At 58.0% G+C, this 14,746-nt stretch carries 16 protein-coding genes; 4 read left to right on the top strand and 12 right to left on the bottom strand.

The genetic code is table 11. From position 1 onward, the window contains the following. Nucleotides 1-182 precede the first annotated feature (182 nt). From P6U29_RS05715 to P6U29_RS05680, 8 genes are all read right to left on the bottom strand, one after another. Nucleotides 183-1,085, bottom strand: a complete 903-nt coding sequence (locus P6U29_RS05715; RefSeq protein WP_407116702.1) for a hypothetical protein — start codon at nt 1,083-1,085, stop codon at nt 183-185. 109 nt (nt 1,086-1,194) lie between these two features. Then, nucleotides 1,195-1,725, bottom strand: coding sequence for a hypothetical protein (locus tag P6U29_RS05710; RefSeq protein ID WP_407116701.1), 531 nt, complete (start codon nt 1,723-1,725; stop codon nt 1,195-1,197). 255 nt (nt 1,726-1,980) lie between these two features. Next, nucleotides 1,981-2,196, bottom strand: a complete 216-nt coding sequence (locus tag P6U29_RS05705; protein WP_407116700.1) for a hypothetical protein — start codon at nt 2,194-2,196, stop codon at nt 1,981-1,983. Nucleotides 2,197-2,204: 8 nt separating this feature from the next. Beyond that, on the bottom strand, nt 2,205-2,366 hold the full coding sequence (locus P6U29_RS05700; RefSeq protein ID WP_407119250.1) for a DUF3606 domain-containing protein: 162 nt from the start codon (nt 2,364-2,366) through the stop codon (nt 2,205-2,207). Between the two features lie 565 nt (nt 2,367-2,931). After that, nucleotides 2,932-4,437, bottom strand: coding sequence for a CHASE3 domain-containing protein (locus P6U29_RS05695; protein ID WP_407116699.1), 1,506 nt, complete (start codon nt 4,435-4,437; stop codon nt 2,932-2,934). Nucleotides 4,438-4,631: 194 nt separating this feature from the next. Next, on the bottom strand, nt 4,632-5,261 hold the full coding sequence (locus P6U29_RS05690; protein ID WP_407116698.1) for a YjbE family putative metal transport protein: 630 nt from the start codon (nt 5,259-5,261) through the stop codon (nt 4,632-4,634). A gap of 131 nt (nt 5,262-5,392) precedes the next feature. Continuing rightward, complete coding sequence (locus P6U29_RS05685; RefSeq protein WP_407116697.1) at nt 5,393-5,749, bottom strand: hypothetical protein; 357 nt, start codon at nt 5,747-5,749, stop codon at nt 5,393-5,395. Between the two features lie 87 nt (nt 5,750-5,836). Beyond that, nucleotides 5,837-5,974 (bottom strand): hypothetical protein, encoded by a 138-nt coding sequence (locus P6U29_RS05680; protein ID WP_407116696.1) that lies wholly within the window; start codon nt 5,972-5,974, stop codon nt 5,837-5,839. 1,699 nt (nt 5,975-7,673) lie between these two features. Here P6U29_RS05680 and P6U29_RS05675 point away from each other — a divergent pair. After that, entirely contained in the window at nt 7,674-7,892 is a 219-nt protein-coding gene (locus tag P6U29_RS05675; protein ID WP_407116695.1) for a PRC-barrel domain containing protein, read from the top strand. Nucleotides 7,893-7,986: 94 nt separating this feature from the next. Here the strand turns inward: P6U29_RS05675 and P6U29_RS05670 are convergent, their stop codons facing one another. The 3 genes from P6U29_RS05670 to nbaC all read right to left on the bottom strand — a co-directional run bounded on the left by P6U29_RS05670 (nt 7,987) and on the right by nbaC (nt 10,306). After that, nucleotides 7,987-8,928: a complex I NDUFA9 subunit family protein gene (locus tag P6U29_RS05670; protein ID WP_407116694.1), complete on the bottom strand. Its 942-nt coding sequence runs from the start codon at nt 8,926-8,928 to the stop codon at nt 7,987-7,989. Nucleotides 8,929-9,106: 178 nt separating this feature from the next. Further along, nucleotides 9,107-9,442 carry a hypothetical protein gene (locus tag P6U29_RS05665; protein WP_407116693.1) on the bottom strand — a complete coding sequence of 112 codons (336 nt, stop codon included), beginning with the start codon at nt 9,440-9,442 and terminating at the stop codon, nt 9,107-9,109. Nucleotides 9,443-9,688: 246 nt separating this feature from the next. Then, nucleotides 9,689-10,306 carry a 3-hydroxyanthranilate 3,4-dioxygenase gene (gene nbaC / locus P6U29_RS05660; protein WP_407116692.1) on the bottom strand — a complete coding sequence of 206 codons (618 nt, stop codon included), beginning with the start codon at nt 10,304-10,306 and terminating at the stop codon, nt 9,689-9,691. A 116-nt stretch (nt 10,307-10,422) separates the two neighbouring features. Here nbaC and P6U29_RS05655 point away from each other — a divergent pair, with 116 nt between their 5' ends. From P6U29_RS05655 to P6U29_RS05645, 3 genes are all read left to right on the top strand, one after another. Next, nucleotides 10,423-10,626 carry an ABC transporter substrate binding protein gene (locus tag P6U29_RS05655; protein ID WP_407116691.1) on the top strand — a complete coding sequence of 68 codons (204 nt, stop codon included), beginning with the start codon at nt 10,423-10,425 and terminating at the stop codon, nt 10,624-10,626. A gap of 550 nt (nt 10,627-11,176) precedes the next feature. Beyond that, nucleotides 11,177-12,436 (top strand): TAXI family TRAP transporter solute-binding subunit, encoded by a 1,260-nt coding sequence (locus P6U29_RS05650; protein ID WP_407116690.1) that lies wholly within the window; start codon nt 11,177-11,179, stop codon nt 12,434-12,436. 59 nt (nt 12,437-12,495) lie between these two features. Further along, nucleotides 12,496-13,059 (top strand): hypothetical protein, encoded by a 564-nt coding sequence (locus P6U29_RS05645; protein ID WP_407119249.1) that lies wholly within the window; start codon nt 12,496-12,498, stop codon nt 13,057-13,059. Between the two features lie 960 nt (nt 13,060-14,019). Here P6U29_RS05645 and P6U29_RS05640 read toward each other — a convergent pair. Next, a complete protein-coding gene (locus tag P6U29_RS05640; RefSeq protein WP_407116689.1) occupies nt 14,020-14,529 on the bottom strand; it encodes a septal ring lytic transglycosylase RlpA family protein in 510 nt (169 codons plus the stop codon). Between the last annotated feature and the right edge of the window lie 217 nt (nt 14,530-14,746).

The raw sequence follows: 14,746 nt of genomic DNA, 5'->3' as shown, positions 1-14,746 counted from the left end.
CGAAATCATATGAACGTTATCATATGAGCGTTCTTTTACGGCCAATATTCGGCTTTACTCGACAGCGAAGCACAACCGCAGCTTCGCGCGGCGATGCCAGCGCTGGACAACCCTATGGAGAGCCGGCTTAGTCTCTCTTGCCTCACGCTTTCCAAACTGCGATGACAAATTGCGCTATTCGATCACGCTTCGGGCCGAGGCCGCCCGTTTCCACCGTAAGAAGGACGTGAGTTGTGACGATACGGGAGCGCCTCTCCGAGCGCCTGCTCAAGCTCCTCAAGCATCTCCGCTTCGGATTTGAGAAGCTCGTGATTATATCCCTGCGCCAGAATCAACGCCGATTCATACGTCTCCTGAACGACTCTGATACGATCATTCGCGGGAAGGGAGGCGACAAATTTGATCGTTTCTTCGACGTGAGTCGCCTCGCTTCCGAGGGAGCTGTGACTCCTCAGGAATCGGGTCGCATCGACGTCAGGCGGGCAAATGGCTCGCACCTTCTCGATATCGGTCTCCTGCTTGAGCGCGGCGATGCGCTCTAGGCAGTACGAATAGCCGATGCAACCGATTGGATAGTCCTGGATGCAGAGATCATCGAAGCGCTTGCAGAGCGGCTTGATGCCCACCGGGATAAAGCTAGCGACGAGTCGCTCACCCGGCACACCCAGTGCACGCAGATCCTTAAGCGCGAGCCGGTCGTGACCGGTCTCCTCGCGCGCACGCTCTTCCAAGTAGGCCGCGACCTCGAGCCTTCCCAGCTCGTTGAAGCGAGCGGCGGCGCGCCGGAGATTTCGAGGCGTATCGACAGACGTGTGATAGGCGCCCACCAAAGCTACGATATAGCCGGGGATCGTCGGGTCAGGGCGTGCGAGGCGCTCTTCGATTCCGGAAAATCCGAGGTTTATCGCGCCGTCGAGCAGCCCGACCGTGCTGCCCGCCGAGCCCACACCTGTCATTGGTGTCGCGAAGGGATCTACTTTTTCTTCCGTGCCTCCCGGGACATGAAACCAAACCTCTCCCGACTCGCGAGCGACGATCGAAGTATCGCTCGTGACGTTGACCCACTCCGTAACCAGCCGTGCCATGCGAAACCTCCGCTTCCGAGTGAACGCCCGTGTCGTTTCGCGCTGGATGCGACCAAAACTCGCGCCCAGTTAGAGACACCTGCCGCATCCGAAACGGATTGCAATACCGCTAGATTCCGTTCGGCGTGATGGCCATCAGCATCTTGGCCGTCTCAAGCAGAGGCGGCCCACCAAAAGTCGTCGGACGTGTGGGTCTCGGCAACACAAAAACGATTCCGATAGTTGCCGTCAGGCCTGCGTCTTCCAAATTGAAGCCTTCATCGTATTCGTCTTCCGTGATCACGATAGGTTTTTCCAAATAGATGCCCCGAGCCGCGAGAACTGTTTTTGCCGCAGCCGAGCGCGCTTGGTACTGCGGCTCGGTCGTTCCGGGACCTGTAGGCGTGATCAGATTGGCATGGGCACCTGCCCACATGTCGACGACCAATTGTGCGAGGACATCACTTTGGTACGAGAAATCAGCCACCTTATCTTCTAAATCTTTTTTCGGAGTATTTTTCGCGTCTGCGTAAATCCCGCGTTTTTTCTTTGTCGGCTCGGCTGCGGCTGCCACCGGAAGCATTGCGCCGCCGGCGGCTCCTGCAAGGAACAAACGCCGATTAAAGCCGGAAGTCGGTTGCGTTTTGGTGTGCGAGGCCATGATCAATCCCTTCCTAGTTGAAAAACCAGATTGGCATGTCTTAGGGCCGCACGTCGTACTTTAGTTGTGGGATCTCGTCCTGACAAGTCTGCCGCGACGCTACTGTGCGCGATCCAGTGGTGTTACGTGGCGTCATCCATATAGCGCTGGTAACCGCCTCACAGTGAAGACTAGGATGAGCGCAGCTTTACGATCTAATCGCGAATCTAAGTGGTTACCCTAGCGGACCACACGGACCGGGCCACCCCCAAGCAACTAGCGAACAGCGATGTCGTGGCCATCACCCACGAAGCCTACACCAGAGCCAAAGAGACGTTGTCCGGTGTCAATGCCGATAGGTGGCACAGACTGACCAATTGGCGTGGCGGGCGCCGTCTCCTCACCATCGTTGATGAGGCCCTGGCGAACGTGGTGAAGCACAGCCAGGTGAAGCTCGATGAGCTCAGCCGGGTAATCGGTCACATAACGCACGAGCTCACCTATTTGGACCGCAATCGCCGCTCGACCTTTTTGCGGCTGCTGCCGACCTTCTTGACCGCCTTCTTCACCGCCGAGGCCGATCTGCGGGTCTTCTTCGCTTCGTACCGCACCTCGTAGTCCTGTCCGCCGGCCACGCGAGCGCGGTCCTGTTTGCGGCCGATCCCGAAGGCGTCGCTTGTGAGTACGAGGTGATCGGCCCGCAAGCATGATCCAGAGGGACCGCGTCATTGATGCGCTCATCGAGTGAGTTCGCCAGATCGGCATTCAAGCGCGATGAAAGTATCTTCCGACCTGCCGCAGGCACGGAGTTTTGCGACTGCCTTTTGCAAGCGATTCGGCAGCCGGATGCCGCACTTAACGCGCAGCGGCCGTGAGACGATCATCCATGCGGGCGCGTTTGACGAACCACTTGGGACGGCACCAGACCGACACGTACATTGGGCGCCACGCGCCGACTGGTATGTTCATGGAGAAGAGTACGCAAGGCAGCCCTTGACCGAAGCAGACTTTCCCGGTCTTAACAGTTCATGTTTCGGCTCAGTCACAGCGGCGCGAAGCTGTAAAAGATTAATGGCAAGCAGATGTAGGTCCAGCAGAACAGGATGGCTAAGCCGCCCAGGACTATGATGTCTTCAGTCATGTGGGATGCCCCCATTTTCCGGGTATCGTTCGACGGAATTTGCGAAGGCAAAGATCAGGACCTGAGGACGGCACAACAGCAACGCGCTAGTCCTGGTGGGGAGCGAGGGTGAACTGGAAGACGGCGCCACGAGGCTTGTTCCTCGTGACCCACAACCGTCCGCCATGAGCTGCGATGATCGATCGACAGATGGCTAGGCCAATACCTAGGCCGTGCGATTTAGTCGTGTAGAACGCTTCGAAAACGCGTTCCTCACTCGTCGGGTCGAGCCCCGGGCCCGAGTCTCGCACGGCGACACGTACATCGCCCGCAACGTCCCTTTCGGTACTGATCTGCAGCTCCCGCGTGCCGTCCTCAACGCTGTTCACGGCGTCGATGGCATTGAGGATCAGATTCAGGAGCACCTGCTGGAGCTGAATGCGCTCACCTTGGATCGGCGGCAGGTCCTCCTCCAGTTGCGTCTGTACCGAAATCTTATGCCTCACCGCCTCGCTTCGGACCATGGCGACGACGTCCAGCACGGCTTCGTTGAGGTCAATGCGGCTTCTGGGTACCGGCGCTTTCCTGACCATAGCCCGGATACGGTGGACGATCTCGCCAGCTCGTCGGCTATCTGCGACAATGTGCTCGAGGGACTCGCGGGCCTTATTCATGTTGGGCGGGTTATTGCCCAGCCAGTTCAAGGCGGCGTCCGCATTGGTGAGTACAGCCGAGATCGGCTGATTGACTTCATGGGCAATCGAGGCCGTCAGCTGCCCAATGGTCGCGACACGACTGACATGAGCGAGTTCGACCTGGGTCTTTTGGCGTTCAATGACAGCCTTCTTGAAAATTTCGACCGCATCCGCCATCGCGCCGATTTCGTCACGCCGATCAATCCCGGGCACGTCGATGCTAGTGTCGCCCTTGGCCAATGCGGTCATGGCGCCGGTCATTCGGGTGATCGGCGTCGCGATAGCGCGCGTGAGTAGCATGCCCATCAAAACCGCGATCATGAGCGAGGCTGCGGCGCCAAGGGCGGTCGCCGTGTATGCAGTGGCGTACGCCTGCTTCTGCACGGCGTCGCGCCTTGCCAACAGATCGCGCTCAACCTTCTCGATTTCGCTCGCCTTGGCGCGGATTGCGTCCATGGCAGCTTTGCCGGTCGCCCCCTCCAACGTGCGCGCCTGCTCCCGAGTGGTGGGATCCGCCATCAGCGCGATCTCCCGCTCGGCGGTCTTGATGCGCCACGTCATCGCCAGCTTGTTCAATTCATCGAGGCGGGTTTGCTGGTCTGGGTTATCCGAAGTCTGTTCTCTTAATCTTCGGATTGCCGCGCTGAAGTTGTCGCTGCCTCTGCGGTACGGGTCCAAGAATTTCTCGTCGCCGCTGATCAAATAGCCGCGCAGACTAGTTTGTTGATCGAGCGTTGCGGCCACTGCCGCCTCAAGCGTGTCCAACACGTCAGTGGTATGGACCCGCCAGTTTTTGGCCTCTTCGATGACGCCAAGTCTGTCGTATACGATTGCGCCACTCACAAATATAACTGCTATCACGGCTGCAAACGCGGCCATCAATTTGTGCAAAATCAGTAAATTCGAGAAAGGGGGCACTTGACCCTCCAGGTCGATATACGCGGCCGACCAGACAGCTAGCGCGACATTGCTCCCAAGCGATGGCATTCGCAATAAGTGGCATGGGACTGTGATGGGGCAAAGCGGCGCATCCTCTGCGGAGCGGAGCTCAGACAGTATCTCGTCGGACAACGGGCGTAGGCATTGCCGTGCCGTCGGACACAACAGGGCCGTCATATGGACGCGACCTTCATGACATCCAATGTTCCGCGAAAGATCATCTCAACTGCGACATACAGAATGACGGCCAGTCCGACGTAAGCGAGCGATCGGTGAGTTTGCAGAAGGCCGGCAATGAAAGAAGCGGCCATGCCCATCATCGCGATGGAAAGCCCCAGGCCGAAAATCAGAACCACTGGGTGCTCGCGCGCCGCCCCTGCGACGGCCAGGACATTGTCGAGAGACATGGAAGCGTCGGCCACGATGATCTGCCAACTCGCTTGGAAGAGTGTTTTGCGGGGTTTGCTTTCTGCAAGGGCTCCTATGGTCCCTTTCCAAACTGTGGGGCCTGCCGGGGACGTGCGCAACTCTCTCCACATCTTCCAACATACCCACAACAACAGGATCCCCCCAGCGAGCAGAAGGCCGACGATTTGCAGGATTTGCGTCGCTATCCCCGCTAAGAGAAGGCGCAGTATCGTCGCGGCGACGATCCCGATCAAAATAGCCCTGGCTCGTTGCGCTTGAGGAAGTCCCGCTGCAGCAAGGCCGATGACGATGGCGTTATCGCCAGCGAGCACAAGGTCGATCAGAACGACCTGCAAGAGTACGCTAAGAACATCCGTCTGGAGATAGTCTATCAAGGGTCATGGTCCCAGGTTCCGCTCCGAGCGAGGGCGTATTTATCTGCAGGTCGACCATACGAGTTACCTCCAAAGCAGGGCAGCCAATACAGCTCCAGTTCTAGTCCTCCGCTGCTCGGCCGCTACGGTAACTATCCCCCGGCAGCGGCGTCCGAATGTTGTCCTGCGGGCTCCCCGAAAAGCAGTGCTACTTGATCTGGCTCGCCAAAAATCGCCGCGGCGCAACCGATCATTGTGAACGCACCTGCGATATCCCATAGAGAGATTTTTCCGACCGTCGCAGTCCCTGACTTAGCCAGGGCCAAGAGCGAGGTGATCATCGCGTCCGAGAAAAACAGAAGGCTGAGCACTGGCAAGACGAGTTGCGAATCCAGAAGGAGTATTATCGAGAGGGCGGGAGCCGCGACCAGGATGCTCAACAGCGCGAATATGCAGAATGTCTCCCGCCAACGAGCATTCCTGTTCCAACTTGCATGAGAAGCGATCATTTGACCCTCCTGCATACGAGCATCTTATAAGGGCCACTTACTTGCGGAACCACCCTGGGCCAGTTGGCAGTTTTTGCGTCTTTGCACCTAGTGTTTTTTGGTCCTATGCCGCAGACCCTCAATCAGCGTAAGTACGCCAGCGGTCATGACGGCAACAACGACGATGGCTGCCAGCCCCTCGACCGAGGCCAAGGTTTCAAACCACTTGCTCCAAAGCTCAATCATGTGCTGGCCTCTCTTAAGAGCGCACCCTCTAAAAGACGGCCCGTGCAATCAGAAAGACAATGCAGCGCATCGACGCGCGCGTTTTAACCGCGCGGCAACATGACACGAGCCGTTTGGCACGCGCGCCATCCATCCTTCTATTGGAACGAGCCCTGACCGCGCGAGTGCAACTGGTTCGAGCGGCGCGTGTGGTTCGACGCCCTCGAACGGAACCACACTTGGCCATTCGCTCGGCCTCAACACGCCGAAGCGCAAAGCTGGGAACCAAGGGATCATATCCCGTGTGTCTGCGATGCCACACGTCCGAATTGGGCCCAGCAGCAGACATCCCCGGTCCAGGTCAAAATGCAAAGACCTCAGAGTGAGCAAATCTAGTCCGCTATGTGCCCCGAAAGGAAGTTCTTCACGTTCCGCGGCGATAACAACGAGGCGTGGCAGCGGGCGGAGCGCTTCATATCGGAGGAGGTCCGCGACCGGCTGCTTGAAAGCAGATCGCAGCAATAGACGCGGGCGTCTGCAAAATGATATTGCGCAGGTGTAGCGGCAAATCTTGCAGTTACAAATCGCTGCTCAGGCCCATTCCACCAGTCGGTTGTTCTCATTGTGGCAGGATAGCTGGCTTGAAGCACGGAGGTATGAGCGCATAATTCAAGGATGTTGCAAGAGCGCCCAAGCTTCGGAGTGCGGAAGAATCCTGGACTTGGCTGGCGGGTTGATATTCTGTGGCCCGATGGCGAAACGGAAGTAGTCAAGGGTTTTACTAGGGAGTGCGACGCGGTTAAGTGGATTGCTGAGCACGAGTACGTAAACTCCGGGCACGAAAATACGATTAGCAAGCTACTCCCAAGGCGCTAGGGGCGAGCATAAGCGGCTCGGCGAATCCATTTTCGACATTACGACCGGGCAGAAGCCCACCGCGATCCGAGGCTAGACGAACAAGGTCGCCCACCAGCAAGATCATCAAGGCTGACCTCTTTAGGACCTTCCTCCCTTGTGACTTGAGCCGCTCGTGGCGATCACGGGCGGCTCATTTCGTGTGCGCGTCTCAGGTCGAGCGGACCTGCGGCAGCGCGCCTCGGCTCTCTTTAGGTGGGGCCATTTCGTCGGCAGGCGAGGAACTCGCTTAGCCGGCGCGGACAGATTTTTTTGCGCTGTTCCATTGAACCTTTACTCAAGCCGCCAGACGAACCCTCAATCGGGTGGAAGCCAGAGCTAGAGGTTTCCCATGCGCACGATCCTAATTGCAATCGCGGGCGTTTCCTTCCTCAGTGCTGCCACGGCTTTGCTGTGGTCCTACGCGCCGTCGACTAAGCTTCATGTCGCCAGCATAGCCATTGGCCACTGCAAGAATTTCCACAGCCTGGTCGGGGTAAAAGCGTCCGAGCTACTGCCCGAGTAGCAAGTCGGAAAGCGGAACTAGGTATCCGCCTGCCGGAATCCTTGGCCCTTTCCGCCGGTTTTCCAGCAATGGAATGGCGGCCCCGGTCGCCCTGACCTCCCTGCTAAGCCCGGGGCCGTCTGGATTCGCTTTTTCCGGCGCCCGCGCTTATTTCGTCATGATGTGTATCGCTTACGAGCTTTGGTTGGCGACAGCCAGCAAGCAGGTCCCGGCTTCGGGTGCCGCGTCACACAGCTGAAGAAGCTGTTGAGATCACTCGCGCTTGACGCGCCGATCGGCGGCCCGTTTGGAGTTGGCATCATGACCGCCTCGAGCACAGGCGACAAGCGAGCCATGAACGTCTTGCGCGAATTGCATGAAGCCGAGAAAGAGTTAGTCGGCAAGGGCGTCATCTTGACAGATGGCAAGGCTGGCACCGTCGATGGCGTCTTCCTCGACGATGAGCATGGGCTCCGCATCTCGATCGCGGGGCATGAGGGCCGATGGCCGATCTCGACGGTGAAGCAAATCGAGAACTGATCCCCCAGAGCCGCAGCCCTCTATTGAGGGTCGTCAACCGGGGAGTCGGCGTGGTGCTGACCGGCCTGCGGCAATTCGTACTGACCGCCCGCGTTTAGGAGCCGGTTCGACCAGCACTGTTCCGCAACATGGCCGGTACAACCTGTTCGACTGATTGCGGCGGGATTCCAAGCTCGGAAAATCCTGGCATTCCCATCGACGCTATGTTGTCGATCTGCATCAACTCCACCTGATTCCGCGTGATGGGTGGCTTTGGAAGCAGCTCCGATATCCATCCCGCTACATGCCAAGCCGCAAACGGCACTGGAATCAGCATGGGGCTGCGGCCGGCTGCATGCGCGACGGTTCTGAGAAGCTCTTCGTATGTGTAGATGCGAGGACCAGCGCATTCATACGTGATTGCGTTCGTTTCGGTTCTCAGAAGCGCTCTTGTGATCGCGTCGGCCACATCGTCAACATAGGCCGGCTGCAATCGCGTCAATCCGCGGCCGAACATCGGATAGATCGGATATCGGCGGAGCAGCTTGAGGATAACGGTGAGAAACGCGTCATCGGGGCCGAACATGACCGCCGGGCGAACCAGCGTAGCCTCAGAAAATACCGCGCGGACCGCGAGTTCGCCTTCGCCACGCTTGCGAATATAGAGGGACGGCGAAGTGGCGTCGGAGCCGATACCGGAAACGTGGATGAGCCGCTTGACGCCAGCCCGATGTGCCTGGGCCGCCAATTGCCGGGCTGATTCCACATGCACGGAATGAAAAGTCTTCTGTCCGTGTTCAACATAGAGGCTGACAGTGTTGATGGCGCCGTATGCGCCATCAATAGCAGCGGCTATCGAACCCTCGTCGCGCAGATCGGCGTTCACAGATTGGAGGCGTGGGTCGTCGTCACCAAAAAGCTGTCTGCCTCGTTCGGGATGTCTTGATGCAATCCGAACGAAAAACTCAGGCGCCCGGAGCAGGTGTTGAACAACGCGGCGGCCGAGAAACCCCGTTCCACCGAACACCGTGACAACGCGATTATTTGCGGGCGCCATGGCTCAACTCGTACTGAGATCGTCTCAAGCAAGGCATGGCCAGCGGAGACCGCAGGCGCGTCGGTCGTCCATTCCAGCGAGCGGCGCCTGGCAACGGCAGTCCGTTTCATCTCACCTGGAGTGGGCGCCAAAATTCCTGAGGAAAGTGCGTGCAACGCCGCCGAGTCTATTCCTGGTCTTACACACGATCGCGGAGGTCGGTCACGCCTTCCTTCTGGGCGCAGTGGTCGCAGCAATAGTAGGTGCCGCTCTTTTCCAGGCCGTGACCCACGATGCGGGTTCCGCAATGCTTGCACGTTGGCGCCAAGGCATGAATTGCGCATTCGAAGCTGTCGAACGTGTGCGCCTGGCCGTTCATCACCACCTGAAAAGCCTTGTCATAGTCATTGCCGCAGGTTTCGCATGTCGACATTTTGCCTCCTTCACGCCGCGCGGCGTTTGCGAGTTTGAGCAGCCTTCTTGGCTGACCTGGAACGTTCATCGGCCGGTCGGCTGGCTGACGCTTTTCCGCCAAGCCTGCCGCCCTTGCGTGACGAAGTGTTTTCTTCGGTGCCTCTGCCGGACGCGCTCGATTTGGACTGAGATAGTCGCCCGTACGTCAGTCTGCTTCTGGCCCTTCAACGTGCCGCTGCTCCGTGTAATTCACATCATAAGCAGAGCCAGCTAAATTACGGCATCTGGACGATGATGGCATCTCCTTCCTTTTCGACGATCTTGCACAAGCCACCTCCGATCCGACGGATGTCGATCTTCATCAGCGTTACGGCTCGCGCTCGATCTTCACGGCCGGCTCGAACGTTATCCTCTTGATCGGCTTGGGCTTCGTCACCCGCGTCCCACAACTCTTACACGTGCTACGATCCGGGTTGGCCCAGAAGTCTTCCATCGCCCGCCTGAAATGGACAACGATGTCCTTGCAATCGAACTCGATATCCTCGACGAGCGCATGGCAGCTGTCGCAGTAGAACTGAAGATGCTCGGTTTCGCCCGGCGGACGCCTTCGTTCCACCACGAGGCCCAGCGTGTTCGGCGGGCGCGTCGGGCTGTGCGGGACGTTGCCGGGTATGAAGAACGTCTCGCCCTCGCGCACGGGAAAGTCCTTGATCCGCCCGTCCTCGACGATGCGTACGACGATGTCGCCTTGGAGCTGGTGGAAGAACTCCTCACTATTGGTCTGGTGAAAGTCATTGCGCGCGTTGGGACCGTTGATCAGCATCACGAAGAAGTCCTTGCCGTCGTAGAGGTACTTGTTGCTGACGGGCGGGACCATCTCGTGGCGGTGCTGCTCGACCCAGTTCTTCAGATTGATCGACGGCAGCGTGCGCGCCGGGGCGGATGCGAGGGCCTTGTCGTCTTTCGGAGAAGGGGCGGTCGCCATGTTCAGTTCTCCTCAGCTCCGACCGATGCTACCACGGGAGCGAATGGGAATCGAACCTACCGCCGCCCACCGAGGACGGTTCTCAACTAAGTCAAAAGTGCTGTCGCATTGGCCTGATGAGCTACGGGATCAGCTTGGCCGACGCGTACCGGCAGGTTGGACTTTATACCGGCAAAATTCTTCAGGGCGCCAAGGCCGCCGATTTGCCGGTTATGCAGCCGACCAAATTCGAGTTGGTCATCAATCTCAAGGCCGCGAAGGCGCTGGGCATCACTGTCCCGCCGATGCTGCTCGCCCGCGCCGACGAGGTGATCGAATAGGAAAGTTGTTTCTGCAGTGCACGAGTCAGTTGTTGGCCCGAAGGCGAAGATTAGCGACGGCGCCCGGCACGTCAGCAGCCGGCGCCAGACCGGACGTGGTGGCGACGCGGCCAAATCGACGCGAATGAACCAACTGCGACATTTGCTGAATGGCGGGGAATGAGCGAGTCAGCTCTTCCTCCAAACCCCAGATCGTCGTCGCTTCAATCCAATATGACTTCCGCGCTTCAGAAAGAGCTTGAGCGTGGGGAACGAGGCGCATCACACAAGGTACGTGCCGGCCATGACAGGGAAGGTCGGGCAAATACCTCGAAAGAGGTATTATTCGGCTGATGAGCCCACGTTAAAGTGTCAATCGGACCACGTATCGGCGTCCAAGTTTTGACCTTGCCTGATCGAGGGTGGATCACACAGGCGCGAGCGCAGATCGAGGCAACGATAAGCGCCATGAAATATCGGGAAGGCGCGACGTGCAGGCCCGATTGGTCTAAGGCAGCTTGGCCGACCCAAAGCCATATGCGATGCGACAGGGCTAGGCGGAGACCCTACGATGAAAATAGGATTAAGAGGTATCTTCATTGCCATCGTCGACGACCGCCAGACGGCTTGTAGATCGCATCGCCAGCTTGTGCCTATGCGATTGGCGATCGTTGTTTTCTTACTATTGGCCTGCATGTTTCATCAGGCTATGCCATCGAGCGCGCGAACGAGTGAGCCTGAAGCTGAACCACAGATACAGCCCTATCCAATGCAGGCCATGCCTCGCCTGGCACAAGCCAAGCGCTCCCCTAACTCAAATACGATTGGGATCGTGACGGGTCGCCCAAACGCGACTGATTTTGCAATCGCTCATGAGATCTCGACGGTTCTCGCGACCAGACAGGAGACTGGTCCGAGAGGGGAGGTCGCATTGCGGATTCTGCCGATGGTCGGCAAGGGCGGCATTCAGAACGTTCGTGACGTGCTAACCCTACCGGGCGCCGACATGGGCATTACGCCCACAATTTTGCTCGAGCGCCTGCGCGCCAGCAAGGAGTTGGGTGATATCTCGAAGAGCTTGGTCTACATCGCCCCCCTCTTCCACGAAGAACTCCACATCCTTGCGCGCCCAGAGATCCGCACTGTTGCTGACCTCGCTGGAACACGCGTCAACCTTGGGGAGGAGGATGGCGGTACGGAAATCTTGGCGCGGGACATCCTCAATCGATTGGGCGTGAAAGTGACAGAAATTAATGTTGATCAGAATGCAGCTGCGGAAGGCATGCGGAGCGGCGACATTGCGGCCACCTTGTTCATCACGGGCAAACCCGCCCGTTGGCTCGAACGATACGCGCGCGAGGACGGCTTCCATCTCGTTCCGGTGCCGTACACTTCATCCTTGGAAGAAGATTATCTGCCGGCGACTTTCACCCACCAGGATTATCCGAACCTGATCGCCTCTGACGGGCGCATCGAGACGCTTGCGGTTGGTTCGGTCCTCATTGCTTCCAACTCGCCTCGGACAAGCGAGCGCTACCAACGCTTGGAGACGTTCGTTTACGCGTTCTTCTCGCGCATTTCGGAGTTTGAGGGTCCAGCGCGGCACCCGAAATGGAAACAGATCAATCTTGCGGCGGTGTGGCCCGGGTGGAGCCGCTTCGCTCCTGCGGAACGCTGGCTGAAGCAGCACCACTTGGCAACACCCGATGCCGACTCGCGGGCGGAGTTTGAGCGGTATTTGGATCAGTCGGGCATTGTTCCTTCCGCCACCGAGCGCGAACGCTTGTTTCAGGGCTTCCTGCGCTGGTCGCGGGAGCGGAGAGGCCGCTGACCGATCTCATATCCGTTACAGCGTGGCCTTCGAGCAGCAATGGAAGGGGCATAATAGTGATGAAGTGTGTATGTGCCATAGGCTTTCTGACCCTGGTCATCCTCGCCGTGCCTCTGGCGGCGAACGCGCAGACAGCACGCAAAACCGAGACGCTCACCCGCAGTCCGCCGAAAGGACTGGCGGTGCACATAAGCGACCGTGCTTTCGACCTTAGGAGCAGATTGAGCAGCACGATCTACATGCATAGGCGCAAGCATAAACGAGTGGCGGTGCACATCAGCGACAGACGGAAGAGCGAGCGCATAGGATATAAGCAGGTGAGCTCGCTCGTAGATTTTCCGCCCTTCTTCCCCGGTATCGGCGCGCTTTACGTTCAGCCCGACACGCTCCCGAACGGACCATACCGTGCTTTCGATCGCAAAGGCAGATTGAGCAGCACGATCTACATGCTCCCCATCGATGACCTTGAGAACCGAAAACGATTCGATCTTGAAGGCCTCGCCGGAAAGGGGGACCACGTAACCGTCTACTTCAATTCCGGTCATCCTGGACTCGATAAGCCCCACTATCACATCCACATTTGGCATGTGAGCAAGACGGGGGAAGAGCAGGTCGCGAAATAGCGACTAGCAGAATCTTAGGGATTGCCAGGATCGTGTGTGCCGGCAGACATTTTGGCGAAGCAACTTCGGACTCCGCAGACGCCGAGATGGTGCAGGCGAAGTGTTGGACAAAAACATCCTGCCGCGGATTCCCGTCAAAGCGCCGCGCGAGCCGGAGGAGATCGCGCGCAGGGGTTTCCTCTCCACCGACAGGCTGGTTTCATCAGCATGGTGTGATGAGTTGAGGATTCTCGCGGACCAATGCTGATGTCGGGCGTCGCCTGTTGGCGCAAGGACCGAGCTGGTCACTGCAGCGCCAAGGCACGCGATGCCCGGCGACGCAGCTCGGTCGCGCGGAAGAGGTGATCGAATAGGGCATCTACTTGCTGCGATGCATGCGTCCGGAGATGCCCACCTAGGCCGGTGTCGCATATTGGCCAGTGGCTGATGCTAGGCCAGAGCGCGAGGGTGTCCGCTGGTGACCCGACCAAGTTCATGCTGGCTAACGAGAGCACCCTTTGACACTGGCTGTGTGAAAACGAAGGATCGAAACGCGACTAGAATTTCATTCTTCAGTTTGTCGTCTAAGTTGAGAGCGCTTGCGATCTTGCGCGCTAGAGCGGTCTTGGATGAATAACTTCTTCCATCGTGTTCAAGCGTCTTGGCGTTTTCACACAACCAAGACCCAAAAGAGACATTCGACGAAGAAAAGACCGTGGGCATTCGCCGACATCCTGAAGTGTCACGCCTTCAATGACGATCGGCTTTAAGGCGATCGTGTCCGAAGCTCACGCAACCAACGCAGTTAACAACTGCAGCCGTTTCAGCACGAAGAGGCCACAGTGCTTCCGCCTCTGCACGAAGTGCTGTCGGCAAAGGCGCCCTATCCTCCCAGCTCAGCGTTCTGCCCGCGTCAGCTGCCGAGGCGAACGCCCACTGACAGCCGCACACGACTCTTGCCACATAGAGCGCGGCGCTTACCTAAAGGACCTCCACTCGAACTTGTGCCACACCTCGATCAGTAATTCCTAAGCCGCGTGCTGCGCCAAGGGAGAGGTCCAGCACGCGGTCGCGAATCCACGGTCCGCGGTCTGCAATACGAACTATGACCGACCTGCTACTCGCAATGTCGGTGACGCGAACCCGAGTTCCGAAGGGAAGACTTCGATGGGCCGCCGTCATTTCATCGCGATTGTAGAGCGACCCGCTAGCTGTTTTACCTTTTGTATAAGAATAGAAGGACGCTTTTCCGGTGAAGACTTTGTTGAGCGATTTGGAAGGCCGGGGATTGTCGGGCGTCCGCGTCCATAGTGGCCCTGCCGGAATATGCTCAGGAGGACTTTGTTTTTGCTCCTTCTCTTCAGGAGCAGGTTCAGCATGTGCCTTCGGAATAATGGACCATCTATCGTCGAACGTTTGTGCTGAAGCATACGGAGACTGCAAGCAAGCAGATAAGAACGCGATCGCGATTCCTGCAAACAGAAGACGCATGATCAACTCCACTCACCGACAAAATACAAAGAATCAAATGATTTTTAACAAGCGGCGTTCCCGAGCGTGCAGAGCAGCATATAAGGGAACAGCGTCATCAATTTGGGGTGATTTTTTGGGTAGGTCGGAACTATTCTGTGGCGCAGATTATGCGCCGAGCGTCAGCTTCTGGCCCCGCAGCCGAACCATGCTGATGCTATTGTGACGTCGGCTATCG

The sequence above is a fragment of the Bradyrhizobium sp. LMG 9283 genome, from assembly GCF_045571415.1.
GTDB lineage: Bacteria > Pseudomonadota > Alphaproteobacteria > Rhizobiales > Xanthobacteraceae > Bradyrhizobium.
This window is presented reverse-complemented; position numbering and strand designations above follow the sequence as displayed.